We start from the raw sequence: 24,622 nt of genomic DNA on the forward strand, positions 1-24,622 counted from the left end.
GTCGTTCTTCTGGCGCGGCCGGAACCAGGCGACGGTGGACTCCGACTCGGAGGTGGCCGGCGGGATCGGCGGGACCTGCCACTCCGGCGGCAGGTTCGGCGGGGCGGCCTGCCGGCCGCCGTCGTCCATCACGCCGAGGACGGGCGAGGCCGGCGCGGAGCGGTGCCGCGGGCTGCCCGGGTCGGCGGCGGCCGGGGCGTCGTCGCCCGGGCCGTCCTCGTTCTTGACGGTGCTGCGGACGACGACCGGCGGGATCGGACGCGAGCCGGGGATGTTGATCCGGACCCGGGTGGTCAGGGTGGTCTCGGTCTTCGGACCGTCGTCCTCGCCGCCCGACGCGGCGCCCGGTCCCGCGTCGGCCCGGTCGCCGCCGGGGAGCCCCGGTGTGCCGTAGGGCGGGGTGCCCGACGGGTAGGCGTCCGGACCCGTGCGCCGGGGCGTCGGGTGGGCGTTGTCAGATTCGCGGCTGCTCAATGCTGCTCTGCTCCGGGTTCGCGGGCGGGCCGTGCGGCGCGACCGCGGTTCGTGGTCGCCGGGCCTTGACTGGGGCGGGCGGCGGTCGGGTACGGCGTTCTGCGGGACCACCATACTGGGAAGAACTGAGCGGCGAACGGCTTCGGACAGATCCTGATACGTCCGGTTCCTCCGGTATGAGAGTAAGGCCGTACGCTCCTGACTGCTCGTCGTACGCGGTACCGTACGCCGTGCGCGACCCGGGTCAGCGCGGGGGGCCGGGCACCCCCGGGAACCAGCTCGTGCGGGTGGGCAGGGTGGCGCAGATCACGCCCAGCACCGAGCCGGCGAACAGCCAGGCCAGTGAGGTGGCGTTGGACCACAGCACGTTGTCGCCCTCGGGCCGCGGCACGATCAGCAGCAGCATCGCCAGGAACCAGCCGGCCGCGGGCACGCCCGCGCCGAGCCGGGTGCCGGTGACCCGCAGGCCGCCGTAGAAGGTGGCGGCGGTCGCGGCGAGCGCCAGCAGGACCCCCACCGGCGGCCACAGGGCCTGCACAAAGGATCCGCAGACCGACACCGCGATGCCGAGCAGGAAGAACAGGACGTAGGCCGCGATCCGGGCGGCGCGCGGGGGCTGGGGCTCGGCCAGCCGCTCCTCGCGGGTGCCGAGGACGACGGCGGGCAGCGGACGGCGCGGCGCCGGGGCGGCGGGCTTGCTCATCGGGCGGCCTCCTCGGCGGGCGCGGCGTCCGGCCCGAGGCCGGCGAACAGGTCGTCCTCCGGCTCGCCGGGCCCGGCCTGGCCGTGCACCAACTGGTAGTACTCGGTGGCGAACAGCGGCTGGGCGAGGTGGTTGGAGAGCGCGAAGAAGGCGCCGTCCACGGTGATCTGGGTGGCGTGGGCGGCCAGCGCGGCGGCCTTGCGCCCCGCGTACGCGGCGCCGTCCAGCACGGTGGTGACCACCTCGTCGGCCACCACGCCGGGGACGTCGGCCGGCTGGGCGACGCCCGGGAAGGACGCCTTGGCGGCGGCCTCGGCCAGCCCGGCCTCGAGCACCGAGCGGGGCATCCGGTTCCAGTACACCTTGGCGATCCGCCAGGCCGGGCCCAGCTCCGGGCGGTGCGCCGGGTCGGCGGCCAGCTCGTACGCGCGCATCGCGACCCGGTGCGCCTGGATGTGGTCCGGGTGCCCGTAGCCGCCCTCCGGGTCGTACGTGACCAGCACCTGCGGGCGCACCTCGCGGATCACCGCGACCAGGTGGCCGGCCGCCTGCTCGACGTCCGCCCGCCAGAAGCAGCCGGGCGCGTCGTTCTCGGGCACGCCCATCATTCCGGAGTCGCGGTAGCGGCCCGGGCCGCCGAGGAAGCGGAAGTCGCGCACGCCGAGGGCGCGCATCGCCTCGGTCAGCTCGCCGATCCGGTGCGCGCCGAGGGTGTCGTCCCGATCGGCCGTCAGGTGGGCCAGCTCCGGGGGGATCACCTCGCCGCCCTCGCCGAGGGTGCAGGTCACCAGCGTGACCCGGGCGCCCTCGGCGGCGTACCGGGCCATGGTGGCGCCGTTGCCGATCGACTCGTCGTCGGGGTGCGCGTGGACCAGGAGGAGGCGGCGGCCGGTAGTCGCGGTCATGGGAGGAAGCCTAACGACCTGGCCTCAGGGGTCAGAGCCGCAGGCCGTTGATCATTCCGGCGAGGTTGCTGGTGACCTGGCTGATCGACGGGGCGATCGAGCTGGAGGCCAGGTAGAAGCCGAGCAGCGCGCAGACGATGGCGTGCGCCAGCTTCAGGCCGGATCGGCGGATCAGCACCACCACGATGACCAGCATCAGCACGGCGGCGGAGATGTTCATGGCCATGTCGGCTCACACCCCTTCTCGGGCACGCCGCCCCCGGGGAGGGCGGCGAGGGACGGTGCGGGACTGGGGGCTGCGGGCGGCCGCGGTCCGGGACGGGGCCCGACGGTCACTCGCCGGACAAGTCATACCCGATGGGTAAGGGGAGCATTACATTCGGTGAGGCCACGCGCGCCGGGGCATCGGGGCATTCGAGGGGCGCGTGGGCCGGTCGGAGGCGGTTTCGACCTCTTTGGGGTGCACTTGCGGGCGATGCTCCGAACGAGTGATCAGCGTGCTTCCCGGGGGTGCCGACCCGGCGTCATAAGGTCTGGTGCCATGACCTCCCACACCCCTGCCGACACCTTCCCCCGGCAGTACGCGCGGACCCTGCGCTACACCGTCGGCGCGCCCCGCTCCTTCTCCGTCACGCCCGACGGCTCGCGGGTCGTCTTCCTCCGCTCGCGGTCGGGCCACGACCGGGCCAACCTGCTCTGGACCCTCGACACCGCCACCGGTGAGGAGCGGGTCGCCGCCGACCCGGCCGCGCTGCTCGGCGGCGGCGAGGAGGACCTCTCGCCGGCCGAGAAGGCCCGCCGCGAGCGCAGCCGCGAGGGCTCGGCCGGCATCGTCGGCTACGCCCTGGACGCCGGCGGGCAGTTGGCCGCCTTCGCCCTCTCCGGCCGCCTGTTCACCGCCGACCTGGCCGCCGGCACCACCGCCGAACTGCCCGCCGAGGGGCCGCTGCTGGACCCGCGGCCGTCCCCGGACGGCACCCACGTCGCGTACGCCAACACCGCCGGCGAGCTGCGGCTGACCCGCACCGACGGCAGCGGCGACCGGGTGCTCGCCGAGCCGGACGGCCCGAACGTCACCTGGGGCCAGGCCGAGTTCATCGCCCAGGAGGAGATGGACCGCGACCGCGGCTTCTGGTGGTCCCCGGAGGGCGACCGGCTGCTGGTCGAGCGCGCCGACGACAGCCCGGTGCGCCGCTGGTGGATCGCCGACCCGGCGAACCCGGACCGCGAGCCCGCCGAGATCGCCTACCCGGCGGCCGGCACCGCCAACGCCGAGGTCGGGCTCTGGCTGCTCGACCTGCACGGCGGCCGCACCGAGGTGGTCTGGGACCGCGAGACCCACCCCTACCTGGGCCGGGTGCACTGGTCGAAGGGCGGCGTCCCGCTGCTCCAGGTCCAGACCCGCGACCAGCGCGGCCAGCGGATCCTCGGCCTGGACGTCGTCACCGGCGCCACCGAGGTGCTGCACGAGGAGAAGGACGGCGCCTGGCTGGAGCTGTTCCCGGGAGCGCCGGCCTGGACCCCGGACGGCAAGCTGGTCCGGATCTCCGACGAGGGCGGGGTGCGGGCGCTGGTGATCGGCGACCGCGCCGTGACCGGGGCCGACCTGCACGTGCGGTCGGTCGTCGCGGTCACCGAGCGGGAGGTGTTCTTCAGCGCCTCCGGCGGTGCCGAGGAGACCGACCCGGAGCCGGGCTGGGTCGGCGTCGGCCGGATCAGCCACGACGGCACCCGGCTGGGCTGGGAGTCCGCCAACGGGCGGCCGTTCACCTCCGTCACCAGCGCGGTGCACGGCGGCGGGACCACCGTCCGCGCCACCGCCGAGCCCGACCTGCCCGGCACCCTGGTCCAGGTCGCCCGGGACCTGCCCGAGGGCCTGGTGGTCGACGACGTCGCCACCATCGCCTCGTACGCCGAGACCCCGGTCCTCACCGCCCGCCCGGTCTTCCGCTTCGCCGGCGAGCGCCGCATCCCGACCGCCGTCTTCCTGCCCGCCGGCTACGACCGCGAGCGGGACGGCCTGCTGCCCGTCCTGATGGACCCGTACGGCGGCCCCGGCGGCCAGCGCGTCTACCAGGCGCACAACCCGCACCTGCAGTCGCAGTGGTTCGCCGACCAGGGCTTCGCGGTGATCGTCGCCGACGGGCGCGGCACCCCCGGGCGCGGGCCGGCCTGGGAGAAGTCGATCGCCTTCGACTTCGCCGGTGCCACCCTGGACGACCAGGTGGAGGCGCTGCGGGCGCTCGCCGGGGAGTTCCCGCTGGACCTCGACCGGGTCGCCATCCGCGGCTGGTCGTACGGCGGCTACCTCTCCGCGCTCGCCGTGCTGCGCCGTCCGGACGTCTTCCACGCTGCGGTGGCCGGGGCGCCGGTCACTGACTGGGAGCTGTACGACACCCACTACACCGAGCGCTACCTGGGCGACCCGGCCGAGCGGCCCGAGGTGTACGCCGCCAACTCGCTGAACGGGTACGCGGCGGGCCTGGAGCGCCCGCTGATGATCATCCACGGGCTGGCGGACGACAACGTGGTGGCCGCGCACACCCTGCGGCTGTCCTCGGCGCTGCTCGCCGCCGGCCGCCCGCACACCGTGCTGCCGCTGTCCGGCGTCACCCACATGACGCCGCAGGAGGAGGTCGCGGAGAACCTGCTGCTGCTCCAGGTCGACTTCGTGCGGCGCTCGCTGGGGAGGTGAGCCCCGCGGTCCCCCGGGACCGCCCCTGACCAGCGGATTCGGCGGCCGGCACCCGTGACGCGGGTACCGGCCGCCGGCATGACATCCGTCATGCCGAAGGCACGACGGCGGACACTGCCGCCCCGACCCGCCCGCGCGGGACTCTGAGGTGGTGCGAACAGCACCCGACGTGACACGGCGAGCGTGACACCATCAGGGGAGAGGAACGGGGCGATGGACACCGAGGTGGCCGCCTTCCGCGGCGTGGGCAAGAGCTACGGGCGGGTACGCGCCGTGGACGGACTGGACCTCGTGCTGAGGCCGGGCGAGACCGTCGCCCTGCTCGGGCCGAACGGCGCCGGGAAGTCCACCAGCCTGGACCTGCTGCTCGGCCTGCGCGAGCCCGACCGGGGCAGCGTGACCCTGTTCGGCGGCGCCCCGCGGGCGGCGATCGCGGCCGGCCGGGTCGGCGCGATGCTGCAGAGCGGCGGGCTGATGTCCGACGTCAAGGTGCGCGAGCTGGTGCGGCTCGCCTGCGACGTGCACCCGCGCGGTCGGTCGGTCACGGGGGTGCTGGCCGACGCCGGGATCACGGAGCTGGCGGAGCGGCGGGTCGACAAGCTGTCCGGCGGCCAGGAGCAGCGGGTCCGCTTCGCCCTGGCGATCGCGGGCGACAGCGACCTGATCGTGCTGGACGAGCCCACCACCGGCATGGACGTCAGCGTGCGGCAGTCGTTCTGGGCGAGCATGCGCGCCCAGGCCGACGCCGGGCGCACGGTGCTGTTCGCCACCCACTACCTGGAGGAGGCCGACTCCATCGCCGACCGCGTCCTGGTGCTGCACCGGGGGCGGCTGATCGCCGACGGCAGCTCGGCGGAGATCAAGGCGCGGGCCGGCGCCCGCCGGATCGCCTTCGAACTCCACGACGCGGACGGCCGGTTCCACGACGACGGGGCGCTGCGCACCCTGCCGGGCGTGCAGTCGCTGGACGTCACCGCGCGGGTCCCCGGGGTCCGGACGGTGCGGATCCGGACCGCGGACGCCGACGGCTGCGTGGCCGGGATCTACCGGGCGGGGCTGTACCCGCGCGGGCTGGAGGTCACCGGCGTGGGACTGGAGCAGGCCTTCCTGACCATCACCGGGGAGCAGGACCGCGAGGACCGCACCGGGAGCGCCGAGAGCGCCGACAAGGAGAGCGTGCGATGACCACCCTGATCGAGCTGGAGGTCCTGCGGACCCTGCGCAACCGGCGCTACCTGCTCTTCACCATCGCCTACCCGGCGCTGATGTACTTCTTCTTCATCCACGCCTACGACTCCACCAAGCTGGCCGGCGGCCTGCCGGTGAAGACCTACTTCATGGTCTCGATGGCCACCTTCGGCGCGGTCGGCGCCGTGCTGACCAACAGCGCGCAGCGGATCTCGCTGGAGCGCAAGAGCGGCTGGGTGCGCCAGCTGCGGCTGACCGCGCTGCCCGGCCGGGCGTACACCGTCGGCAAGATCGCGGCGAGCGCGGTGACCACGCTGCCGGCGATCCTGGTGGTCTTCGCGGTCGGCGCGAGCCAGGGGGTCTCGCTCACCGCGGCGCAGTGGACCGGCCTGGCGGCCGCGCTCTGGCTGGGCAGCTTCGTCTTCGCCGCGCTCGGGGTGGCGCTCGGGTACGCGGCGGCGCCGGACGCGGTGCAGACCATCGTGATGATCACCTACATGGCGATGGCGCTGCTCGGCGGCACCTGGTTCCCGGTGAGCGGATCGCTGGAGAAGTACGCCCGGTTCAACCCGGTGTACCTGTACAACAAGCTGGCCGCGTTCGTGCAGCCCGGGCACTCCGTGGACACCGTCGCGGTGGTCGGACTGGCCGGCTTCCTCGTGGTGTTCGCGGCCGCCGCGGCGGCGCTGTACCGCCGCGACACCCGCCAGGCATGATGATCGACATGACTGACGCGCGCCAGGCCCACCGCCCCGACGAACCGCCGGAGGTGGGCGTGGCGCGCGCGTCGTTCATGAACGTGCCCGGCTCCCCGGTGGAGAGCAGGCGGCAGCTGCTGGTCAAGGTCGCCTGGATGATGCTGTGGATGCTCTACCTGGCGTACCCGGCGGGCGATCTGCTGAGGGGCGGCCACAGCACCGCCGGGACGGTGCTCGGCTGGTGCTGCCTGGCCGTGTTCGTGGTCGCCTACGTGCTGCTGGTGATCTTCCGCTCCCAGGCCGGGATGCGGCCGCGGGCCTGCCTGGTGGTCGTCACGACGATGGTCGGGCTGGCCATCGCCGCCTCGGTCGTCCTCGGCTCCGCCTTCCTGACGCTGTTCATCTACGCCTCGGTGTGCGTCGCGATCATCGCGCCGGTCCGGTACGCGCTGCGCGCGCTGCTCGCCATGGCGGTGCTCACCGCCGCGGTCGGGGCGGGCATCGGGGCCGGCGTCGACAACATCGCCACCTTCGCGCTCAGCGCCTTCCTCTCCGGCATCGCGATGACCGGTCTGCAGCGGCTGGTCTCCACCATGAAGGAGCTGCGCGAGGCCCGGGCCGCCGTCGCCCACCTGGCCGCCTCCGAGGAGCGGCTGCGGCTGGCCCGCGACCTGCACGACCTGCTCGGGCACTCGCTGTCGCTGATCACCCTGAAGAGCGAGCTGGCCGGGCGGTTCATGGACGCCGGCAAGGACGAGGCGGCGCGGGCGCAGGTCGCCGAGATCGAGCAGGTCGCCCGGCAGTCGCTGATCGACGTCCGGGAGGCGGTGACCGGCTTCCGCCGCCCGACCCTGCCGGTCGAACTGGCCGCCGCCCGTACCGCGCTGGCCGCCGCGCAGGTGCGGCTGGAGGCCGCGCCCGAGCTGGTGGACGCCTGGCCGTCGCTGGCCGACGAGGAGCGGGGCGCGCTGGCCTGGGCGCTGCGCGAGGCCGTCACCAACGTCGTCCGGCACGGGGAGGGCGCCACGGTCTGCACGGTGACGGCGGACGAGAGCTGGGAGGCGAACGGCGAGCACCGCGCCGTCCTGGAGATCACCGACAACGGGCACGGTCCGGGCAAGTCCCAGCCGGGCAACGGCCTGTCCGGGCTGGAGGAGCGGCTGGCGCTGGTCGGCGGGCGGCTGGAGACCGGGCCGGCGGAGCGCGGGCGGGGCTTCCGGCTGCGGGCCTCGGTGCCGCTGCGGACGGTGGCCGCGCCGGTGGCGAAACCCCTTTAGCGGGGCGGCAGTTCGGCCGGTCGTCCGGGAACCGGCCGACCGGTCCGGGCGTCGTACCGGGCATGTCCTCCGTTCTCATCCTCGGTTACGACCCGCGCACCATACCCGGCGTGGACGGCGACGCCATGGTGGCCGCCCTCGACGCCCAGCTGGCCCGCTTCGCCGAGCTCGGCGTCGACGCCGCCACCGGGCTGGTCGCTCCCGACGACACCGCCGAGGCCGCCGCCGTGGCGGCGCTCACCAGCCGGGACTGGGACGTCGTCGTCATCGGCGGCGGCATCCGCAAGCCCGAACCGGCGCTGCCCCTGTTCGAGCTCGTGGTCAACCTCGTCCGCCGCCACGCCCCGGGTGCCGCCATCGCCTTCAACACCGGCATCGCGGACAGCGTCGAGGCCGCCCGGCGCTGGCTGCCGTAGGCCGTCGGCCGTCGGTCCGGTCCCGTGCGGCGGGGTGGTCGGCCCAGGTCGGCTCGGGTCAGCCCAGGTCGGCGAGGTCGCGGCGGTAGGCGAGGCCGGGGCGGTAGGCGAGGCCGGGGCGGTCGTCGAGGACGAACTCGTACCGGAACGCGAAGCCGTTCCGGCCGAGGACGGCCTGGGAGGCGGGGTTGTCGACGGTGGTGACGGCGGTGAGGAAGCTCAGGCCGTAGGCGGTCGCGGCGAGGCGGCAGGCCTCGGCCACGGCGGCGGTGGCGACGCCCCGGCCGGCCGCGGCCTCGGCCACCCGGTAGCCGAGCTCGGCGCCGCCGTCGGCGAGGTCGACGAGGTTGACCCGGGCGACCAGCTCGCCCGCCGCGTCGCGGACCACGTGGAACCGGCAGGTGCCCTCGGCCTGTTCGGCGAGCAGGGCGGCGTGGCGCTCCGCGAACCCGGCGAAGTAGGCGTCGCCGCGGTCCGGGACGCTGCGGGCGAAGTAGGCGCGGTTGGCGCGCTCGAAGGCGAGCAGCGCCTCCGCGTGGTCGGGGCGCAGGGGTTCCAGGGTCAGCATCCCGACAGTCTGGCCCGCAGGGCCCGGGTGAACCACTCGAATACGTCCCGCAGGCTCTCCTGGGCCGGCCAGCCGTTGATGGTGGCCAGCAGCTGCCAGTAGCGCTCGGCGCGGGGGTCGTCGGCCGTCCCGAGGCGGTCGAACAGCCACTGCCGCAGCGCGGCGTCGTCCGGACGGCCGAAGGCCTCGGCGTAGGCGGCGGTGAGGGCGTCGACGACGGGGTCGGCGTCGGCGGAGTCGGGGGCGGTGCCGGCGGCCAGCGCGGCCCGGACCCGCGAGGTCACCGTTGCGGTGAGCTCGGTGTGCAGGCCGCCGCGGTCGCCGTCGGCGCGCTCGGCGGCCTGGTGCTCGGCCATCCTCCGTACCGCCGCCCGGAAGTCCGGGTCCTGGACGAGTTCGCCCAGCTCGACCCAGGCCTCGACCTGCTCGGCCCGCGGCTCGTCGGGCAGTTCGGGCATGGCGGAACGCATCATGGCGACGAACTCCGGGTTGGCGTCCAGGCCGCCGAAGGCCTCGTCGATGAAGTCGTGGACCAGGCGCCGGCGTTCGGCGTCGGAGAGCTTGGCGAGCTTGTGCATGAGTCTCATCTCCTCGGGTGTGGAACCGCGTTGGGCGACGGCGAGCAGCACCGCCCGGCGTAGCCGGAGGGTGCGGATCTGCACCTCCAGCGCCTCGGCGTGCGCGGCGGCGACCTCGCGCAGCGGGGCCTCCCGCTCCAGCACCCGGCGGATCGCGGGCAGGTCGAGCCCGAGTTCGCGCAGGGTGCGGACGAGGTCCAGCCGGGCGAGCGCGTGGACGTCGTACCGCCGGTAGCCGGCGGCGGTGCGCTCGGTGGGCGGGACCAGGCCGGTGTCGGCGTAGAACCGCACGGTCTTGACGGTGAGTCCGGTGCGCCGGGCGAGGTCGCCGATCGAGTAGAGCGTGTCGCTGCCGTCCATGGGCTCCACTGTGGCGTCTCCCCCTACGGGAGACTCAACCCCGTTCCCCTCCAGGTCCTGTCCGGCCGGGCAGGGCCTAGGGTCGTGGCCATGAACGACACTGACAACGGGGCCTCGATCCGCGTGCTGCTCGCCGAGGATCAGGGGATGGTCCGGGAGGCGCTGGCCGCGCTGCTCGGGCTGGAGGGGGACATCGACGTCGTCGCGCAGGTCGGCCGCGGGGACGAGGTGGTGGCGGCGGTGCTGGCGAACGACGTGCAGGTCGCCGTGCTGGACATCGAGATGCCGGGGATGACGGGCATCGAGGCGGCCGCCGAGCTGCGCCGTCGGGCGCCCCGGACGAAGGTGGTCATCGCGACGACCTTCGGCCGGCCCGGCTACCTGCGCCGGGCGATGGAGTCGGGGGCGGACGCCTTCCTGGTGAAGGACGCGCCGGCCGCCGAGCTGGCGGAGGCGATCCGCCGGGTGCTGCGCGGCGAGCGGGTGATCGACCCGGCGCTGGCCGCCGCCGCGCTGGCCGAGGGCGCCAACCCGCTGACCCCGCGCGAGCGGGACGTGCTCGGCGCGGCCGCCGACGGCGCGGTGAACGCGGACATCGCCCGGCGGCTGCACCTGTCCGAGGGGACGGTGCGCAACTACCTGTCGATGGCGATCCAGAAGACCGAGGCCCGCAACCGCGCCGAGGCGGTCCGGATCGCCCGTGAGAAGGGCTGGCTCTAGGGGAGCTGATCAGTTGAGCCGGTGCCGGGCCGCCCGGGCCTCCTGCCGGACCTTGGCGGCGGTGTCCGGGTCGAAGGCGTCCAGGATCTGCGCGTAGGCGTCCATCTCCGCCGAGCCGCCGAGGAAGTCCCCGGTGCGGACGAGGAGTTCGGCCCGTTCCAGGCGCAGCTGGGCGGGGTGCCGGGGCAGCAGCAGGGCGAGTTCGGTGGCCCAGAGCTGGGTGCGGGCGTGCTCGGGGCGGTCGGCGGCCCAGACCCGGATGTTGCCGAGCACCCGCAGCACGATCTCCAGCGGCTGGGCCGGGGTGAGCATCGCGGGGGTGAACTCCTCGCCGGCGGCGGCGACCAGCCGTTCGACGTCCTCCGGGTCGAGCAGCCGCCCGCCGTGGAACGGGTCGGCCAGGACGTACTCCTCGCCGCCCGCCGGGCCGCCGACCGCGACGATGAAGTGGCCGGGCAGCGCGACGCCGTGGACGGTCAGCCCGGCCCGGCGGCCGACCGCCATCCACACCAGGGAGAGCGTGATCGGCAGCCCGCGCCGCCGCCGCAGCACCTCGGGCAGCAGCGATGACTCCAGCCGCCGGTAGTCCGACTGCCGCCCGTGGAAGCGCTCCCGCCCGCCGAGCACCGCGGCGAGCAGGGCGGCGGTCTCCTCCGGCCCGGTGGGCGCCCGCTCGGCGACCGCCTGCCGGACCGCCGCCGCGTGCCGCTCCAGCGCGGCCTCGCAGGCGGCGAGCAGCGCGTCCACGCCCGGCGGTTCGCCGGGGTCGCCGGGGTCGGGCACCATGCCGTGCTCGGCGGCGGCGAGCAGGCACAGCAGCACCGGGTCGGGCTGCTCGGCGCGGGCGGCGGTCCGGAAGCGGTCTCTGCTCTGCTCGGTCACGGTGACGGCGACGGCTTTCGTACGGCGGACGGACGGGGCTGCGGGGATGGACAAGGCTGCGGGGGAGGGACGGGGCTGCGGACGGACGGGTGGATGAACGGTACGTCCTGGCGGCTACCCCTGGGGAAGGAGGGCGTAGTGGTAAGTGTGACCGGTCGTGAAGCCGAGCCCCTCGTAGAGCGCGATCGCCCCCGTGTTCTCCGCCTCGACCTGCAGGTAGCCGCCGCGCGCCCCCTCCTCGGCCGCGCGCGAGGCGAGCACCGCCATGACCGCCGTGCCCAGCCCGGCCCGCCGGGCGTGCGGCTGGACCTCGATCGCGCCGAAGCAGGCCCAGTCCCCGTCGATGACGCAGCGTCCGATCGCCAGCGGCGGCTGCCCGGGGGCGCCCGGTACGGTGGCGAACCAGACCGAGGGCCCGCCGTGCAGCACCTGCCGGGCCGCCTCCTCCACCGCCGGGTCGCCGCTCACCCGCCGGTACGCCGACAGCCACCCGGCGTCCGCGGTCCGCGCCAGCCGCACCCTGTCGGTGCCGGTGCCCGCCCGGGCGAGCCCGGCCAGCGGGGCGGTGAGCACCAGGGTGGGCGCGTACCGGACCCCGAGCCGGTCGAGCTCGGCGACCAGCGCCTCCGGCGAGCCGGGGGAGACCACCTCGACGTACGCGGGCAGCCCGCGCGCCGCGTACCAGGAGCGGACGGCCGCCAGCGCCTGAGGCAGCGGCAGCCCCGGGTCCCCGAGCGCCTGGACGGAGTTGGCCCGCCGGGTGAACCCGGCCGCCGCGCGCAGCGTCCACTCGCCGAGCGGCTCCTGCTCGACGGCCGGCCAGCCGCGGGCCGCGATCCGCTGCAGCTCGGCCGGCCCGGCGACCGGCAAGAGCGCGCGCCGGGCCGGAAACAGCGGCACGACCTTGCCCGCGACCAGCAGCTTCTCCGGCAAGAACACCGGATCGCCCGAGCGAGGGGCGACCGTCAACCCATGATCGTCCCACGATGTGAGCACACCGATCGAATCACGGAACACCGGACGGTCGTCCACGAACTCCGCGAGGCGGCGGACGGACACGCGTCGTCCCACGTCAGAGCGGTCTATCCGGACCTCCGGACGGTCGCCGACCGGGTTGTCCGTCGCCATCTGGCCACCTCCTGTGCATTTGCGGTCTCCGACCCGCGATACTAGGGGCGGGCATCGACGACGCCGCGCTCACCGCGCACGGCAGCAGAACAGAACGGGCCACCAGGCCCTTCCGAGGAGGAACGACAGCGTGACCTACGTCATCGCGCAGCCTTGTGTCGACGTGAAGGACAAGGCGTGCATCGAAGAGTGCCCGGTTGACTGCATCTACGAGGGCGAGCGATCGCTCTACATCCACCCGGATGAGTGTGTCGACTGTGGCGCGTGCGAGCCGGTCTGCCCGGTCGAGGCGATCTTCTACGAGGACGACACCCCGGAGGAGTGGAAGGACTACTACAAGGCGAACGTCGAGTTCTTCGACGACCTGGGTTCGCCCGGTGGTGCCTCGAAGCTCGGCCTGATCGAGCGTGACCACCCGTTCATCGCCGCTCTGCCGCCGCAGAACGCCGACCACTGACGATCGGTGGCAATTCAGCTGTGAGCACCAACAGCACGCGCGCGCCGTTCCCGGGCCACCCGGGGGCGGCGCGTCGCGTTTCGGACAAGCTCCCGGTCTTCCCCTGGGACAAGCTGGAGCCGTACAAGAAGACCGCCCTGGCCCACCCCGGCGGGCTCTGCGACTTCTCCGTCGGCACCCCCGTGGACCCGGTCCCCGAGGTGATCCAGAAGGCGCTGGCCGCGCACACCGACACGCCCGGCTACCCGACCGTCTGGGGCCCGCTGGAGCTGCGCGAGGCGATCGCCGGCTGGCTGCACCGCCGCCTCGGCGCGGAGATCGGCCCGCAGGCCGTGCTGCCGACCGTCGGCTCCAAGGAGCTGGTGGCCTGGCTGCCGACCCAGCTCGGCCTCGGCCCCGGCGACCAGGTCGCCTACCCGCGGCTGGCCTACCCGACCTACGAGGTGGGCGCCCGGCTGTGCGGCGCCGAGCCGGTCGAGTACGACTCGGTGGACGAACTGGACGGCTCCCGGGTGCGCCTGCTCTGGGTGAACTCGCCGTCCAACCCGACCGGCCGGGTGCTGGGCGCGGACGAGCTGCGCCGCGCCGTCGAGTGGGCCCGCGAGCACCGGGCGCTGCTGGTCAGCGACGAGTGCTACCTGGAGCTGGGCTGGGAGGCCGACCCGGTCTCGGTGCTGGCCCCGGAGGTCTGCGGCGGCGGCCACGAGGGCCTGCTGGCCGTCCACTCGCTCTCCAAGCGCTCCAACCTGGCCGGCTACCGCGCCTCCTTCGTGGCGGGCGACCCGGTGGTGGTCAAGGAGCTGCTGGAGGTGCGCAAGCACGGCGGCATGATCGTGCCGGCGCCGGTTCAGGCGGCGACGGTCGCCGCCCTCGCGGACGACGCGCACGTGACCGAGCAGCGCGAGCGGTACGCGGCCCGGCGCTCGGCGCTGCGGGCGGCCCTGGAGGCGTACGGCTTCCGGATCGAGCACTCCGAGGCGAGCCTCTACCTGTGGGCGACCCAGGACCGCCCGTGCTGGGAGACGGTGGCCGAACTGGCCGCGCTGGGCATCCTGGTGGCGCCCGGCGACTTCTACGGGCCGGCCGGCGACCGCTTCGTGCGGGTCGCGTTCACGGCGACCGACGAGCGGGTCGCCGCGGCCGTGGAGCGGCTGGGCGCGGCGCGCTGACCGCGACCCCGCGGGGCGGTACGGCGAAGGGGGCCGGTGTCACGGACACCGGCCCCCTTCGGGTTCCTCCCGGGAAACGGGTTCCTCCCGGGAAACGGGTTCCTCCCGGCGACCGGGGGGTGGTGGAAGCGGGGGTTACAGCGGCAGGCCGCCGCTGAGGTTGCCGCCGTTGAGGCCGCCCAGCAGGCCGCCGAGCGGGCCGAGCGCGCCGGTGAGGCCGGACAGCGGGTTGTTCGAGCCGAGGTCGGCGCCGCCGAGGCGGTTGGCCGACCCGTGCTCGGCCAGGCCGAGCACGTCGGTGGCGGGCAGGTCGGCCGGCAGGGCGCGCTCGACCGAGCCGAGCGGCAGCGCACGCTGCACCGCGCCCACCGGCAGGGCGTCGGCGACGGCGGTGCCGCCGGGGACGGCGCCGGTGAGCGTCTCGGCGCCCGGCAGGGCCTGGGTGACCGAGCCGGTCTGGGTCAGCCCGCCGAGCGGACCGGCGTCGGCGGTGGCGCTGCGGGTGCCCGCGCTCTTGCCGGTGACGGCCTCGCCGAGCTTGCCGGCCAGGGCCGAGGCGACCTTCGGGGTGACGGCGGAGAGCTGGCCGGCGGTCGCGGCGGTCTCGTCGACCGGAGCGGTCAGCGAGCCCGCCTTCTCGTTCGCCTCGGGCAGCTGCTGGGCGATGATGCTGCCGGCGGCGTCCGCGGAGGCCGGTACGCCCGCGGCGACGGTGGCCGCGCCGGTGGTGCCGGCGGCCTGGCCGAGCTGGTGGGTGGTGTGCTGCAGGGTCGAGCCGGTGTCGGTGTTGGTCAGCTGGCCCAGCGGTGCCGCGAGGTCGCTCTTGGGCAGCAGGGCGTCCCCGCCCAGGGCGGACGCGGAGCCGGCCGCGACCAGCGGGGTCGCTCCGGCGGCCACGACGAGCGCGGCCTGGGCGATCCGGCGCGTGAGGGGGTGAGACATGGGGCTCCTCGAAGGGGTCTGGGTCCGTCCCGTCCGCCCTAGGGACCGGGCGTGGACGACCGGGCGGACGACGTTGTTACCGCTTGAGAAGCCAGAAGGTTTCGATCGGTGCAAGGAAGCTTCCTGACCGACCATCGGATCGTACGACCGCTGGCGGGCCGTTCGCCGGGCCCGGTCGGACGCCGTCGAACCGGCCCCGGCCAAGGGGAGTGACGGTTCTCCACCCGGGGTCGCCGGAACGGGCGGTCGGTCCACCGGGGTTGACCGGAATCACCCGGTCGGCGGCAACCCGAACGCCTGTGCGTCAACCCTTGTCGGCCGGGGCCAGGGTGACCTGGACGAGCTTGGTCGAGGTCCCCGAGGTCTGGGTCTGCCAGCCGTCCTCGGACTTGGACTTGCGCCAGATCTTCCCGTCGTAGGCGACCGTCGCGATGCCCAGCTGCTGGGCCTGGGCGACCGCCCAGTGGGCGACCTCCCAGCCGCTCGCCCGCTCGGCGCTCACCCCGCCGTCCGCCCCGGCGTCCGCGGAGGAGGTCAGCGCGGTGGTCGCCGGGTCCGGGGTCAGCGAGACGGCGTTCTCGGCGCCCTTGATGGTCGAGGTGTAGCCGGTCGCCGGGGTCACCGTGCGGCCGAAGTCCCGGCGCACCTTGTCGGACAGCACCTGGGCCCGGTCCGGCGCCGCGGCCGGGGCCGCGGTGGCGCCGGGGGTCGCGGCGGCGCCCGGGGTGGCGGAGGCGGAGTCCGCCGGGTCCGGCTTGGCGTAGTCGTGCACCACGCAGGAGAACGAGGCGGGCTCCCGGCCGGCCAGCGCCGAGGTGAGCAGCGTCGCCTTGGTCTCGTGCTTGGCGTAGGCCTGCGGGTAGCCGCTCTTCTGCACCGTCTGCGCGGCGTCGGTCAGCGGCATCCGGGTGTAGCCGGGGACCTTGACCAGGCCGTCCAGGAACTTGTTGGTCGCGTACACCGGGTCGGAGATCTGCGCCGGGGTGCCCCAGCCCATCGACGGCCGCTGCTGGAAGAGGCCGATCGAGTCCCGGTCGCCGCCCGCGAGGTTGCGCAGCTTGGACTCCTGCATGGCGGTGGCCAGCGAGATCGTGGTGGCCCGGTCCGGCAGGCCGCGCGAGCGCGCCACGGCGGCGATCGTCGCGGCGTTGGCGGCCTGCGGCAGCTCCAGCGTGCCGTTGCCGGCCGCGGTCTTCACCGAGCACTCCTCGGACACGCCGGGCTTGAAGCCGAACCACCAGATCCCGACCACGGCCAGACCGGCGACCAGGGCCAGGCCGAGCAGCCCGACGATCACCATCAGCAGGGCGCGCAGCGGCCCGCGGCGGCGAGTGGGCTCCTCTTCGTCGCCCAGCTCCGCGCTGCTCCTTCTCCTGGCCACCGTCGCCCCTCTCGCGCCTGCACCTTGATCCGACACCGTACCCACTCGGACGGATGTGCGGCGCCCCCCGGTTGCTGCTATTCGCCCGCTCGCCTCCGGGACGCTCCGACCCGGCGCCGACGGTCGGCGCTCCCTCGCTCCTACGTCGCTCCCTCGCGCTCTCCCTTTCGGCACCGGCGCGCCCCTTCGGCTCGGGGCGGGGGTTCGCCCGCTCGCCTCCGGGCATGCCGGGCGGGGTTCGCCCGCTCGCCCGTGAGCACCGGCCCCGGGGCGGGGTACCCGGTCCGTGTCGCGGGCCGCCGCAGCGGTCGCACTAGGCTGGCGCCCATGAGCAGCCCGAATCCGACGCCCCTGGACCTCACTCTCGACGGCGGGACGCTGACCGCCCGGCTCGTCGACTTCCCCTCGGTGAGCGGCGACGAGCAGGCGCTCGCCGACGCCGTCGAGGCCGCGCTGCGCGGCTACCCGCACCTCACCGTGGACCGCCACGGCAACAACGTGGTCGCCCGGACGAACCTGGGCCGGTCCGAGCGCGTCGTCCTGGCCGGCCACCTGGACACCGTGCCGATCGCCGACAACCTCCCCTCGTACGTCGAGGGCGACCTGCTCTACGGCTGCGGCACCACGGACATGAAGTCCGGCGTCGCCGTCCAGCTGCGCCTCGCCGCCACGCTCACCGAGCCCAACCGCGACCTCACCTTCGTCTTCTACGACTGCGAGGAGGTGGAGGCCAGCCGCAACGGCCTGGGCCACCTCGTCAAGGACCACCCGGAGTGGCTGGCCGGCGACTTCGCGGTGCTGATGGAGCCCAGCGGCGGCATGGTCGAGGGCGGCTGCCAGGGCACCCTGCGGGCGCAGGTGCGGCTCACCGGCGTCCGCGCCCACGCGGCCCGCAGCTGGCTCGGCGACAACGCCATCCACCACGCCGCCGAGGTGCTCACCCGGCTCTCGGACTACCGTCCGCGCCGGGTGGAGATCGACGGCCTGGAGTACCGCGAGGGCCTGAACGCGGTCCGGATCGACGGCGGCGTGGCCGGCAACGTGATCCCGGACGAGTGCGTCGTCACGGTCAACTTCCGCTACGCGCCGGACCGCAGCGTCGCGGACGCGGAGAAGCACGTGCGCGAGGTCTTCGACGGCTTCGAGCTGACCGTCACCGACTTCGCCGCGGGCGCCCTGCCCGGACTCTCCCAGCCGGCCGCCCGGGCCTTCCTGGAGGCCACCGGAGGACGGGCCCGGGCCAAGTTCGGCTGGACCGACGTCGCCCGGTTCAGCGCGCTCGGCGTCCCGGCGGTCAACTACGGCCCCGGTGACCCGGACCTGGCGCACAAGCGCGAGGAGTGCTGCTCGCTGAGCGCCATCGCCGAGGCCGAGGAGCGGCTGCGCGCCTGGCTGACCAGCTGAGCCGCGCGCCGCGTCGATCGTCCGATCAGCGGCCGAACGCCATCCTCCGGATGCCCAACCGACCTTCCCCCGTTGCCTGAAAACGGGGGAGGGCGGGCGTAGGGTTTCGTCATGACAGGCACAGGAGACGAGAAGCACTACGGTCACGGCCCCGAGCAGGTCGGGGTGCCGCGGAAGAAGAAGGCCTGGCCCGAGAAGCAGAAGGGCCCGGTGCTGGTGCGCCGGGACCAGGTCGGCACGAGCACCACGGACCAGCGCCTGCTGGACACCACCGGTCCCACCGACTGGCTGCACACCGACCCGTGGCGGGTGCTGCGGATCACCTCCGAGTTCGTCGAGGGCTTCGGCGCCCTCGCCGAACTCCCGCCCGCGATCAGCGTGTTCGGCTCCGCCCGGACCCCGGTCGACTCGCCCGAGTACCGGGCGGGCGTGGAGATCGGCCGGGCTCTCGCCGAGGCCGGCTACGCGGTGATCACCGGCGGCGGCCCGGGCGCGATGGAGGCCGCCAACCGCGGTGCCTCCGAGGCCGGCGGCCTCAGCGTCGGGCTCGGCATCGAGCTGCCCTTCGAGCAGGGCCTCAACGAGTTCGTCGACCTCGGGCTGAACTTCCGCTACTTCTTCGTCCGCAAGACGATGTTCGTGAAGTACGCCCAGGGCTTCGTGGTCCTGCCCGGTGGCCTCGGCACGCTGGACGAGCTGTTCGAGGCGCTCACCCTGGTCCAGACGAAGAAGGTCACCCGCTTCCCGGTGATCCTCTACGGCAGCGCGTACTGGGGCGGCCTCTACGAGTGGCTGAAGAACACCCTGGTCGCGCAGGGCAAGGCGGCCCCGCACGACCTGGAGCTGTTCCACATCACCGACGAGATCGACGAGGTCATGAAGATCCTCGCCGACGCCCGCCGGCCCGCCGGCGAGATCTAGCCCGCGCGAGCCCGCGCGAGCGAGCCGACCGGGTCAGGAGCGCCCCGGAGGCGAGCCGAGCGCCGTGAGAGGGCCCTCAGGCCAGCCCCCGGCGGGCGACCGCCGGGGGGCGGGTGCCCCGGATCGAGGCGACCATGTCCAGCACCTGGCGGGTCTCCGCGACCTGGTGCACCCGGTAGACCTGGGCGCCCAGCCAGGCCGAGACCGCGGTGGTGGCCAGGGTGCCGAGCAGCCGCTCGTTCACCGGCCGGTCCAGGGTCTCGCCGACGAAGTCCTTGTTGGAGAGCGAGACCAGCACCGGGAAGCCGGTCGCGGTCATCTCCGGCAGCCGCCGGGTGGCCTCCAGCGAGTGCCGGGTGTTCTTGCCGAAGTCGTGCCCCGGGTCGATGACCACCGCGTCCCGCCGCACGCCCAGCTCCACCGCGCGCTCGGCCAGGCCGACCGTCACCCGCAGGATGTCCGCCATCACGTCCTCGTACCCGACCCGGTGCGGCCGGGTGCGGGGCTCGGCGCCGCCCGCGTGGGTGCAGACCAGCCCGACGTCGTACCGGGCGGCCACCTCGGCGAGCTTCGGGTCCACCCCGCCCCAGGCGTCGTTCAGCAGGTCCGCGCCCACCTCGCAGACCGCCTCGCCGACCTCGTGCCGCCAGGTGTCCACGCTGATCACCGCCTCGGGGTGGCGCTTGCGCAGCTCGGCCACGAAGGGCACGGTGCGCCGCAGCTCCTCCTCGACCGTGACCTCGTCGCCCGGCCCGGCCTTCACCCCGCCGATGTCCAGGATCGCCGCGCCCTCGGCCATAGCCCGGTCCGCGGCGGCGAAGGCGGCCTCGTCGGCGAAGGTGGCGCCCTTGTCGAAGAACGAGTCCGGCGTCCGGTTGACGATCGCCATGATCACCAGCTCGTCGTCACCGAATTCCCGCGGTCCCAGGCGCAGTGCCACCGATGTCTCCTCCACAGCTCCTACGGGTGCGATGATGGCCCCCGGCCTCACTAAGGGACCATGCTGTCATGATCAGTGTGGTTACCTGCCACCACATAGCGGACCGGCCGGGAGTTCGGGAGGACAGCTCGTGTTCTGGGTGATCGTGGTCGCCATGGCCGTGGTGGTCGGCGGTGCCGCCCTGGTGGCGCTCGGCGGGGGCGGCTCGATGCCGGAGGCGGCACCGGACCGCATCGCCGCGCGACTGCCGCGGGACCGCCCGCTGGGCAAGGCGGACGTGGACGAACTGCGGCTGCCGATGGCGCTGCGCGGCTACCGGATGGACGAGGTGGACGACGTCCTGGACCGCCTCGGCGCCGAACTCGCCTACCGCGACGCGCGGATCGCCGAGCTGGAGGCCGCCGCCCACCTGCGCGGCGCGGTCGAGGCGACCGACGCCCCCGACCCGGCGGCCGAACCGCTGCCCGGCCTGGAGCAGTTCGCCAAGGTGGTCGAGCCGGCCGGGGCGCCCGCCGAGCAGCTGCCCGCGGACCGGACCCCGCGGGACGCGAAGCCGGGGACGGAGCAGTGACGGACGCGGTCGAGGGCGCGGTGCTCGGCGCCGACGGCCTGCGCCGCTGCGGCTGGGGCGACTCCACCGACGACTACCGGGTCTACCACGACACCGAGTGGGGCCGCCCGGTGCACGGCGACGACGCGCTGTTCGAGCGGGTCTGCCTGGAGGCCTTCCAGTCCGGCCTGTCCTGGCTGACCATCCTGCGCCGCCGCGAGGGCTTCCGCGCCGCGTTCGCGGGCTTCGAGATCGCCAGGGTCGCCGAGTTCGGCGAGGCGGACAAGGAGCGACTGCTCGCCGACGCCGGCATCATCCGCAACCGGGCCAAGATCGAGGCGGCGATCGCCAACGCGCGGGTCGCCCGCGACCTGGAGGGCGGCCTGGACGCCCTGATCTGGCAGTTCGCCGCCGACCCGGACCGGCCGGCCCCCCGCGCGCTGAGCGAGGTGCCGGCCGTCACGCCGGAGTCGACGGCGCTGGCGAAGGCGCTGAAGAAGGCGGGCTTCCGCTTCGTCGGCCCGACCACCGCCTACGCCCTGATGCAGGCCTGCGGGCTGGTCGACGACCACCTGGCGGACTGCCACGTCCGCACCAGCGGCGCCGGGCGCTGACCCCCGCTCCGGGCCGGGCGCGTGAAACGCCCGGCCCGTACCGCCGACGCCCTCAGCGGCCCAGGTACTTCGGCTTCTCCTTGGCGATGAAGGCGCGCACCGCGATCCGGTGGTCCTCGCTCTCGCCGGCCAGCGTCTGCAACTCGTCCTCCTTGTCGAGGAGTTCGTCCAGCGAGTGGGAGGCGCCGTACGCCAGCGACTCCTTGATGGCGCCGTAGGCGACGGTCGGGCCCTCGGCCAGTTCGCGGGCGAAGACCCGGGCGGTGGCGGCGAGTTCCCCGGCCGGCACCACCTTGGTGGCCAGGCCCAGCTCCATCGCCTCGGCGGCCTTGACCGTCCGGGGCAGCATCAGCAGCTCGGTCGCCTTGGCGTGCCCGACCAGCCGGGGCAGCGTCCAGGAGGCGCCCGAGTCGGCGGTCAGCCCGATCCCGGCGAAGGCGGTGTTGAAGCCGGCCCGGTCGGACATGATCCGGAAGTCGCAGGCGAAGGCGAGCGAGGCGCCGGCGCCGGCCGCCACCCCGCCGACCGCGGCGACGGTCGGCTTGCGCATCCCGGCCAGCGCCCGCACCAGCGGGTTGTAGTGCTCGGCGACGGTCCGCAGCGCGCCCTCGCCGGTCTCCTCGGCCCGCTTCAGCATGGCCAGGTGCTCGTTCAGGTCCTGCCCGACGCAGAAGGCCCGCTCGCCCGCCCCGGTCAGCAGGACGGCCCGCACCGCCGGGTCCTCGGCCGCGGCGGCCATCGTGTCGCGCAGCGCGACCTTGGTGGCGACGTCGAGGGCGTTCATCGCCTCCGGGCGGTTGACGGTGATGACGGCGAGGCCGCCGTCCAGCTCGTACAGGACGGAATCGGACATGGGTGAGGGCTCCCGGGGTCGAGGCGGTGTCGGTCGTGTGTGTCAGGATGCCGGAGCACGCGGGGGCCTGGGGAGTGTGAGGTATCGCACCTTCCGGTGGTGTCCGCACCGCCGCCACGCCGGGGCTTATCACGTGAATTGCGGCGGTTGGGGGCGGTCCGGCCGTGGTTGCACCGAGAGTGATGTTGGTCATCAGCCCGTGGAATGCGGGATAATGGCTTCCGATCAATGCGTTCGATACCGGCGGTGGACGGACTGCCGGTGCGTAGCTGAGCGGTTGCAGGAAGGGGAACGAGCATGGCGGCCATGAAGCCGCGGACGGGTGACGGCCCGCTCGAAGTCACCAAAGAGGGGCGGGGCATCATCATGCGCGTTCCGCTCGAAGGCGGCGGACGCCTTGTGGTGGAGCTCACGCCTGACGAGGCCGACGCCCTCGGCGAGGCCCTGAAGAAGGCCTGCGGCTGACCGCAGCAGGTGCCCGCCATCTCCTGGAGATGTGCTGCCGGGCCCGGGTACGACGTCATGTCGGCCCGGGTCCGCACGTTTTCCCGGCCCGGGACGCCCGGCTCCGGACGGCCCCGGGGCCCGGGGGCCCGCGGTACCGCGCTCAGCGCTTGACGGCGCAGAGCAGCCCGTCCGACACCGGCAGCAGGGCCGGCAGCAGGGCCTCGCTCTCCCGCACGTCCCGGACCAGGTCCCGGACCGCGCCGGTCTGCGGGTCCTGGAGGTCCGGCTCGGCCAGCCGGCCCTCCTGGAAGACCCCCTCGAAGCAGACCATCCCGCCGGGCCGCAGCAGCCGCAGCGCCTCCAGCAGGTACTCGCAGGACTCGGCCGGGTCGCCGTCGCAGAACACCAGGTCGTACTGGCCGTCGGCGAGCCGCGGCAGCACCTCCAGCGCCCGGCCCGGTATGAACCGGGAGCGGTTGGCCGCGAACCCGGCCGCCTGGTACGCCTCGCGGGCCAGCTGCTGGCGCACCGGCTCCGTGTCCACCGTGGTGAGCACGCCGTCCGGCCGCATCCCGCGCAGCAGGTAGACCCCGGACACCCCGGTGCCGGTGCCGATCTCGGCCACCGCCTTGGCGTCCAGCGCGGCCGCCAGCAGCCGCAGGCAGGCCCCGCCGCTCGGCCCGATCGCCCTTATCCCGGTCCGCGCGGACTGCGCCCGGGCGTAGGTCAGCACGGCGTCCTCGCCCACGTAGGTGTCGGCGAGGGCCGCGCGTGCGGGCCCGAACTCGCTGATGGCTGCCTCTTCCGGAGCCCCGGGTGGCGGCCCGGTGCCGAAGGATGTCGATATTTCCTGGCACAGATTACTGGCCGACCGGGAACCGCGTACGGCGGCGGGCCGTTGTCATGACGGACCGGGTGCGGAAGACCGCCCGGGCACTTTTATCCGGGCTTGACGGGTGAGGTGGATATGGTGGTGGCCCTGCTGGGCAGAAGAGCCGACCGAGGAGGTGTGGCCGAGGGCGACGTCCCTGTGCGGCGGCACTTCCGCGGCACCACGTCGGCCCGTACGCCGAAGCCCGTGATGAACCAGCCTGCGCACTCCGACCTGGACCAGCCCGTGGCCGCCACGCCGGCCGCCGGTGCCACCGAGGCCCCCGCCCTCGCGACCTTCACCGAAGGTCCCGACGCGCAGACCTGGACTCCGCCCACCTGGGAGGAGATCGTCGAGGCGCACAGCGCCCGCGTCTACCGGCTCGCCTACCGCCTGACGGGCAACCAGCACGACGCCGAGGACCTCACCCAGGAAGTGTTCGTCCGGGTGTTCCGCTCGCTGTCCACCTACACCCCCGGCACGTTCGAGGGCTGGCTGCACCGGATCACCACCAACCTCTTCCTGGACATGGTCCGCCGCCGCCAGCGCATCCGCTTCGACGCGCTCGGCGAGGACGCGGCCGAGCGGCTCGCCTCCCGCGAGCCCAGCCCGGCCCAGCACTTCAGCGACACCCACTTCGACGCCGACGTGCAGCACGCCCTGGACACCCTCGCGCCGGAGTTCCGCGCCGCCGTGGTGCTCTGCGACATCGAGGGCCTGTCCTACGAGGAGATCGCCGCCACGCTGGGCGTCAAGCTCGGCACCGTCCGCAGCCGCATCCACCGCGGCCGCTCGCACCTGCGCGCCGCGCTCAAGCACCGCGCCCCCGGCTCGGCCCCCGGCCGTGAGCGCCGCGGCGGCTCGGAGGAGCCGGTGCCGGTCGGCGTCGGCGCGGTCGAGGCCGCGGTCGCGCCCGGCGGGCGCGGACGGAGGCGATCGTGAGCGGAACCAGCCGGTCCGGTTCGGGCCGGTCGGAGGCGTCCGACCGGTCCCCGACCCGACGGGGCTGGGCCCTGCCGGGCCGTCGCGGAGGCGACGAACCCGGTGAGCCCGTGCTGCCCGCGGTGGCCCTGCCCGCGGACACCGCGCTGCACGCGCTGCCCGTCCGCCCCGCCGCACCCGCCGCCGAGGAGCACCACCTCGGCGAGCGCCTCTCCGCCTTCCTGGACGGCGAACTCGGCCACGACTCGCGCGACCGGGTCCAGGCCCACCTGGCGACCTGTCCGCAGTGCCTCGCCGAGGCCGACGAGGGCCGCGCCGTCAAGCAGCTGCTGGGCGGCACCGGCACCCCCGGCCCGTCCTCCGCGCTGATGGCCCGCCTGATGGCCGTCGGCAACCTCCCCGACGACGCCCCGGCGGCCGGCGACTGGCCGACCGGGCGCGGACAGCACGGCGAGGGCCTCGCGGTCGAAGGCCTCGCCGAGCCGGCGGTTGGTGACGAGCCGGTAGACCGCCTCGCGGACGGTCGTCGCCTCGCGGAC

At 74.5% G+C, this 24,622-nt stretch carries 27 protein-coding genes and 1 pseudogene; 15 read left to right on the forward strand and 13 right to left on the reverse strand.

What is annotated here, in order from left to right:
• From ABZW03_RS14385 to ABZW03_RS14400, 4 genes and pseudogenes are all read right to left on the reverse strand, one after another.
• Positions 1 to 474, reverse strand: a pseudogene (locus tag ABZW03_RS14385) (hypothetical protein); the annotation flags it as partial.
• A gap of 244 nt (positions 475 to 718) precedes the next feature.
• Complete coding sequence (locus ABZW03_RS14390; RefSeq protein WP_355256668.1) at positions 719 to 1,177, reverse strand: DUF6113 family protein; 459 nt, start codon at positions 1,175 to 1,177, stop codon at positions 719 to 721.
• Positions 1,174 to 2,082 carry an N-acetyl-1-D-myo-inositol-2-amino-2-deoxy-alpha-D-glucopyranoside deacetylase gene (gene mshB / locus ABZW03_RS14395; protein WP_355256671.1) on the reverse strand — a complete coding sequence of 303 codons (909 nt, stop codon included), beginning with the start codon at positions 2,080 to 2,082 and terminating at the stop codon, positions 1,174 to 1,176. The genes ABZW03_RS14390 and mshB overlap by 4 nt, the downstream gene beginning before the upstream one ends.
• Positions 2,083 to 2,113: 31 nt before the next feature.
• A complete protein-coding gene (locus ABZW03_RS14400; RefSeq protein ID WP_188296382.1) occupies positions 2,114 to 2,308 on the reverse strand; it encodes a DUF2304 family protein in 195 nt (64 codons plus the stop codon).
• A gap of 315 nt (positions 2,309 to 2,623) precedes the next feature.
• Here ABZW03_RS14400 and ABZW03_RS14405 point away from each other — a divergent pair, with 315 nt between their 5' ends.
• From ABZW03_RS14405 to ABZW03_RS14425, 5 genes are all read left to right on the forward strand, one after another.
• Entirely contained in the window at positions 2,624 to 4,777 is a 2,154-nt protein-coding gene (locus tag ABZW03_RS14405; protein ID WP_355256674.1) for an alpha/beta fold hydrolase, read from the forward strand.
• 213 nt (positions 4,778 to 4,990) lie between these two features.
• Positions 4,991 to 5,962, forward strand: coding sequence for an ABC transporter ATP-binding protein (locus tag ABZW03_RS14410; protein WP_355256677.1), 972 nt, complete (start codon positions 4,991 to 4,993; stop codon positions 5,960 to 5,962).
• Positions 5,959 to 6,681, forward strand: coding sequence for an ABC transporter permease (locus ABZW03_RS14415; RefSeq protein ID WP_355256680.1), 723 nt, complete (start codon positions 5,959 to 5,961; stop codon positions 6,679 to 6,681). The genes ABZW03_RS14410 and ABZW03_RS14415 overlap by 4 nt, the downstream gene beginning before the upstream one ends.
• Positions 6,682 to 6,689: 8 nt before the next feature.
• Positions 6,690 to 7,940, forward strand: coding sequence for a histidine kinase (locus ABZW03_RS14420; protein WP_355256683.1), 1,251 nt, complete (start codon positions 6,690 to 6,692; stop codon positions 7,938 to 7,940).
• A gap of 62 nt (positions 7,941 to 8,002) precedes the next feature.
• A complete protein-coding gene (locus ABZW03_RS14425; RefSeq protein WP_355256686.1) occupies positions 8,003 to 8,356 on the forward strand; it encodes a hypothetical protein in 354 nt (117 codons plus the stop codon).
• Positions 8,357 to 8,414: 58 nt separating this feature from the next.
• Here the strand turns inward: ABZW03_RS14425 and ABZW03_RS14430 are convergent, their stop codons facing one another.
• Together ABZW03_RS14430 and ABZW03_RS14435 are read right to left on the reverse strand one after the other, a co-directional pair.
• On the reverse strand, positions 8,415 to 8,924 hold the full coding sequence (locus ABZW03_RS14430; protein WP_355256688.1) for a GNAT family N-acetyltransferase: 510 nt from the start codon (positions 8,922 to 8,924) through the stop codon (positions 8,415 to 8,417).
• Complete coding sequence (locus ABZW03_RS14435) at positions 8,918 to 9,862, reverse strand: MerR family transcriptional regulator (RefSeq protein ID WP_355256691.1); 945 nt, start codon at positions 9,860 to 9,862, stop codon at positions 8,918 to 8,920. Before ABZW03_RS14435 ends, ABZW03_RS14430 begins: the two co-directional genes overlap by 7 nt.
• A gap of 90 nt (positions 9,863 to 9,952) precedes the next feature.
• Here ABZW03_RS14435 and ABZW03_RS14440 point away from each other — a divergent pair, with 90 nt between their 5' ends.
• Positions 9,953 to 10,582, forward strand: coding sequence for a response regulator transcription factor (locus ABZW03_RS14440; protein ID WP_355256694.1), 630 nt, complete (start codon positions 9,953 to 9,955; stop codon positions 10,580 to 10,582).
• A gap of 9 nt (positions 10,583 to 10,591) precedes the next feature.
• On the opposite strand, the gene ABZW03_RS14445 is transcribed toward ABZW03_RS14440, so the two are convergent.
• Both ABZW03_RS14445 and ABZW03_RS14450 read right to left on the reverse strand, forming a co-directional pair.
• On the reverse strand, positions 10,592 to 11,464 hold the full coding sequence (locus ABZW03_RS14445) for a transglutaminase-like domain-containing protein (RefSeq protein ID WP_355256729.1): 873 nt from the start codon (positions 11,462 to 11,464) through the stop codon (positions 10,592 to 10,594).
• Positions 11,465 to 11,578: 114 nt separating this feature from the next.
• The gene (locus ABZW03_RS14450; protein WP_355256697.1) at positions 11,579 to 12,433 is read right to left on the reverse strand and encodes a GNAT family N-acetyltransferase; all 855 of its coding nucleotides are present in this window, start codon (positions 12,431 to 12,433) and stop codon (positions 11,579 to 11,581) included.
• A gap of 289 nt (positions 12,434 to 12,722) precedes the next feature.
• Here ABZW03_RS14450 and fdxA point away from each other — a divergent pair, with 289 nt between their 5' ends.
• Entirely contained in the window at positions 12,723 to 13,049 is a 327-nt protein-coding gene (fdxA, locus tag ABZW03_RS14455) for a ferredoxin (RefSeq protein ID WP_030061559.1), read from the forward strand.
• Between the two features lie 20 nt (positions 13,050 to 13,069).
• Entirely contained in the window at positions 13,070 to 14,218 is a 1,149-nt protein-coding gene (dapC, locus tag ABZW03_RS14460) for a succinyldiaminopimelate transaminase (protein ID WP_355256703.1), read from the forward strand.
• Positions 14,219 to 14,353: 135 nt separating this feature from the next.
• Here the strand turns inward: dapC and ABZW03_RS14465 are convergent, their stop codons facing one another.
• Both ABZW03_RS14465 and ABZW03_RS14470 read right to left on the reverse strand, forming a co-directional pair.
• A complete protein-coding gene (locus ABZW03_RS14465; protein WP_355256706.1) occupies positions 14,354 to 15,160 on the reverse strand; it encodes a hypothetical protein in 807 nt (268 codons plus the stop codon).
• 304 nt (positions 15,161 to 15,464) lie between these two features.
• Positions 15,465 to 16,541 carry a hypothetical protein gene (locus ABZW03_RS14470; protein WP_355256709.1) on the reverse strand — a complete coding sequence of 359 codons (1,077 nt, stop codon included), beginning with the start codon at positions 16,539 to 16,541 and terminating at the stop codon, positions 15,465 to 15,467.
• A 327-nt stretch (positions 16,542 to 16,868) separates the two neighbouring features.
• Between ABZW03_RS14470 and dapE the strand changes: the two genes are divergently transcribed.
• A complete protein-coding gene (dapE, locus tag ABZW03_RS14475) occupies positions 16,869 to 17,945 on the forward strand; it encodes a succinyl-diaminopimelate desuccinylase (protein WP_355256712.1) in 1,077 nt (358 codons plus the stop codon).
• Between the two features lie 111 nt (positions 17,946 to 18,056).
• The gene (locus ABZW03_RS14480; protein ID WP_355256715.1) at positions 18,057 to 18,866 is read left to right on the forward strand and encodes a TIGR00730 family Rossman fold protein; all 810 of its coding nucleotides are present in this window, start codon (positions 18,057 to 18,059) and stop codon (positions 18,864 to 18,866) included.
• Positions 18,867 to 18,942: 76 nt separating this feature from the next.
• On the opposite strand, the gene folP is transcribed toward ABZW03_RS14480, so the two are convergent.
• On the reverse strand, positions 18,943 to 19,755 hold the full coding sequence (gene folP / locus ABZW03_RS14485) for a dihydropteroate synthase (RefSeq protein WP_355256732.1): 813 nt from the start codon (positions 19,753 to 19,755) through the stop codon (positions 18,943 to 18,945).
• Between the two features lie 181 nt (positions 19,756 to 19,936).
• On the opposite strand from folP, the gene ABZW03_RS14490 reads away from it, so the two are divergent.
• Together ABZW03_RS14490 and ABZW03_RS14495 are read left to right on the forward strand one after the other, a co-directional pair.
• Positions 19,937 to 20,377 carry a DivIVA domain-containing protein gene (locus ABZW03_RS14490; RefSeq protein WP_355256718.1) on the forward strand — a complete coding sequence of 147 codons (441 nt, stop codon included), beginning with the start codon at positions 19,937 to 19,939 and terminating at the stop codon, positions 20,375 to 20,377.
• Entirely contained in the window at positions 20,374 to 20,970 is a 597-nt protein-coding gene (locus ABZW03_RS14495; RefSeq protein ID WP_355256721.1) for a DNA-3-methyladenine glycosylase I, read from the forward strand. Before ABZW03_RS14490 ends, ABZW03_RS14495 begins: the two co-directional genes overlap by 4 nt.
• A gap of 52 nt (positions 20,971 to 21,022) precedes the next feature.
• Here the strand turns inward: ABZW03_RS14495 and ABZW03_RS14500 are convergent, their stop codons facing one another.
• Positions 21,023 to 21,823, reverse strand: a complete 801-nt coding sequence (locus tag ABZW03_RS14500; protein ID WP_355256724.1) for an enoyl-CoA hydratase-related protein — start codon at positions 21,821 to 21,823, stop codon at positions 21,023 to 21,025.
• Between the two features lie 297 nt (positions 21,824 to 22,120).
• Between ABZW03_RS14500 and ABZW03_RS14505 the strand changes: the two genes are divergently transcribed.
• The gene (locus ABZW03_RS14505) at positions 22,121 to 22,288 is read left to right on the forward strand and encodes a DUF3117 domain-containing protein (RefSeq protein WP_014137929.1); all 168 of its coding nucleotides are present in this window, start codon (positions 22,121 to 22,123) and stop codon (positions 22,286 to 22,288) included.
• 142 nt (positions 22,289 to 22,430) lie between these two features.
• On the opposite strand, the gene ABZW03_RS14510 is transcribed toward ABZW03_RS14505, so the two are convergent.
• Positions 22,431 to 23,063 carry an O-methyltransferase gene (locus tag ABZW03_RS14510; RefSeq protein ID WP_355256735.1) on the reverse strand — a complete coding sequence of 211 codons (633 nt, stop codon included), beginning with the start codon at positions 23,061 to 23,063 and terminating at the stop codon, positions 22,431 to 22,433.
• 174 nt (positions 23,064 to 23,237) lie between these two features.
• Between ABZW03_RS14510 and sigE the strand changes: the two genes are divergently transcribed.
• Complete coding sequence (gene sigE, locus ABZW03_RS14515; protein WP_355256739.1) at positions 23,238 to 24,083, forward strand: RNA polymerase sigma factor SigE; 846 nt, start codon at positions 23,238 to 23,240, stop codon at positions 24,081 to 24,083.
• 155 nt (positions 24,084 to 24,238) lie between these two features.
• Positions 24,239 to 24,622 (forward strand): zf-HC2 domain-containing protein (locus ABZW03_RS14520; RefSeq protein ID WP_355256742.1); only part of this gene is annotated, 384 nt, incomplete at its 3' end.

Source organism: Kitasatospora sp. NPDC004799 (assembly GCF_040609095.1).
In the GTDB taxonomy this organism is placed as follows: Bacteria; Actinomycetota; Actinomycetes; order Streptomycetales; family Streptomycetaceae; genus Kitasatospora.

Coding starts and splice junctions, on each gene's coding strand:
- ABZW03_RS14390 (WP_355256668.1), bottom strand. CDS start 1,177: ATGAGCAAGCCCGCCGCCCCGGCGCCGCGCCGTCCGCTGCCCGCCGTC.
- mshB (WP_355256671.1), bottom strand. CDS start 2,082: ATGACCGCGACTACCGGCCGCCGCCTCCTCCTGGTCCACGCGCACCCC.
- ABZW03_RS14400 (WP_188296382.1), bottom strand. CDS start 2,308: ATGGCCATGAACATCTCCGCCGCCGTGCTGATGCTGGTCATCGTGGTG.
- ABZW03_RS14405 (WP_355256674.1), top strand. CDS start 2,624: ATGACCTCCCACACCCCTGCCGACACCTTCCCCCGGCAGTACGCGCGG.
- ABZW03_RS14410 (WP_355256677.1), top strand. CDS start 4,991: ATGGACACCGAGGTGGCCGCCTTCCGCGGCGTGGGCAAGAGCTACGGG.
- ABZW03_RS14415 (WP_355256680.1), top strand. CDS start 5,959: ATGACCACCCTGATCGAGCTGGAGGTCCTGCGGACCCTGCGCAACCGG.
- ABZW03_RS14420 (WP_355256683.1), top strand. CDS start 6,690: ATGACTGACGCGCGCCAGGCCCACCGCCCCGACGAACCGCCGGAGGTG.
- ABZW03_RS14425 (WP_355256686.1), top strand. CDS start 8,003: ATGTCCTCCGTTCTCATCCTCGGTTACGACCCGCGCACCATACCCGGC.
- ABZW03_RS14430 (WP_355256688.1), bottom strand. CDS start 8,924: ATGCTGACCCTGGAACCCCTGCGCCCCGACCACGCGGAGGCGCTGCTC.
- ABZW03_RS14435 (WP_355256691.1), bottom strand. CDS start 9,862: ATGGACGGCAGCGACACGCTCTACTCGATCGGCGACCTCGCCCGGCGC.
- ABZW03_RS14440 (WP_355256694.1), top strand. CDS start 9,953: ATGAACGACACTGACAACGGGGCCTCGATCCGCGTGCTGCTCGCCGAG.
- ABZW03_RS14465 (WP_355256706.1), bottom strand. CDS start 15,160: ATGTCTCACCCCCTCACGCGCCGGATCGCCCAGGCCGCGCTCGTCGTG.
- dapE (WP_355256712.1), top strand. CDS start 16,869: ATGAGCAGCCCGAATCCGACGCCCCTGGACCTCACTCTCGACGGCGGG.
- ABZW03_RS14480 (WP_355256715.1), top strand. CDS start 18,057: ATGACAGGCACAGGAGACGAGAAGCACTACGGTCACGGCCCCGAGCAG.
- folP (WP_355256732.1), bottom strand. CDS start 19,755: ATGGCGATCGTCAACCGGACGCCGGACTCGTTCTTCGACAAGGGCGCC.
- ABZW03_RS14500 (WP_355256724.1), bottom strand. CDS start 21,823: ATGTCCGATTCCGTCCTGTACGAGCTGGACGGCGGCCTCGCCGTCATC.
- ABZW03_RS14505 (WP_014137929.1), top strand. CDS start 22,121: ATGGCGGCCATGAAGCCGCGGACGGGTGACGGCCCGCTCGAAGTCACC.
- sigE (WP_355256739.1), top strand. CDS start 23,238: ATGGTGGTGGCCCTGCTGGGCAGAAGAGCCGACCGAGGAGGTGTGGCC.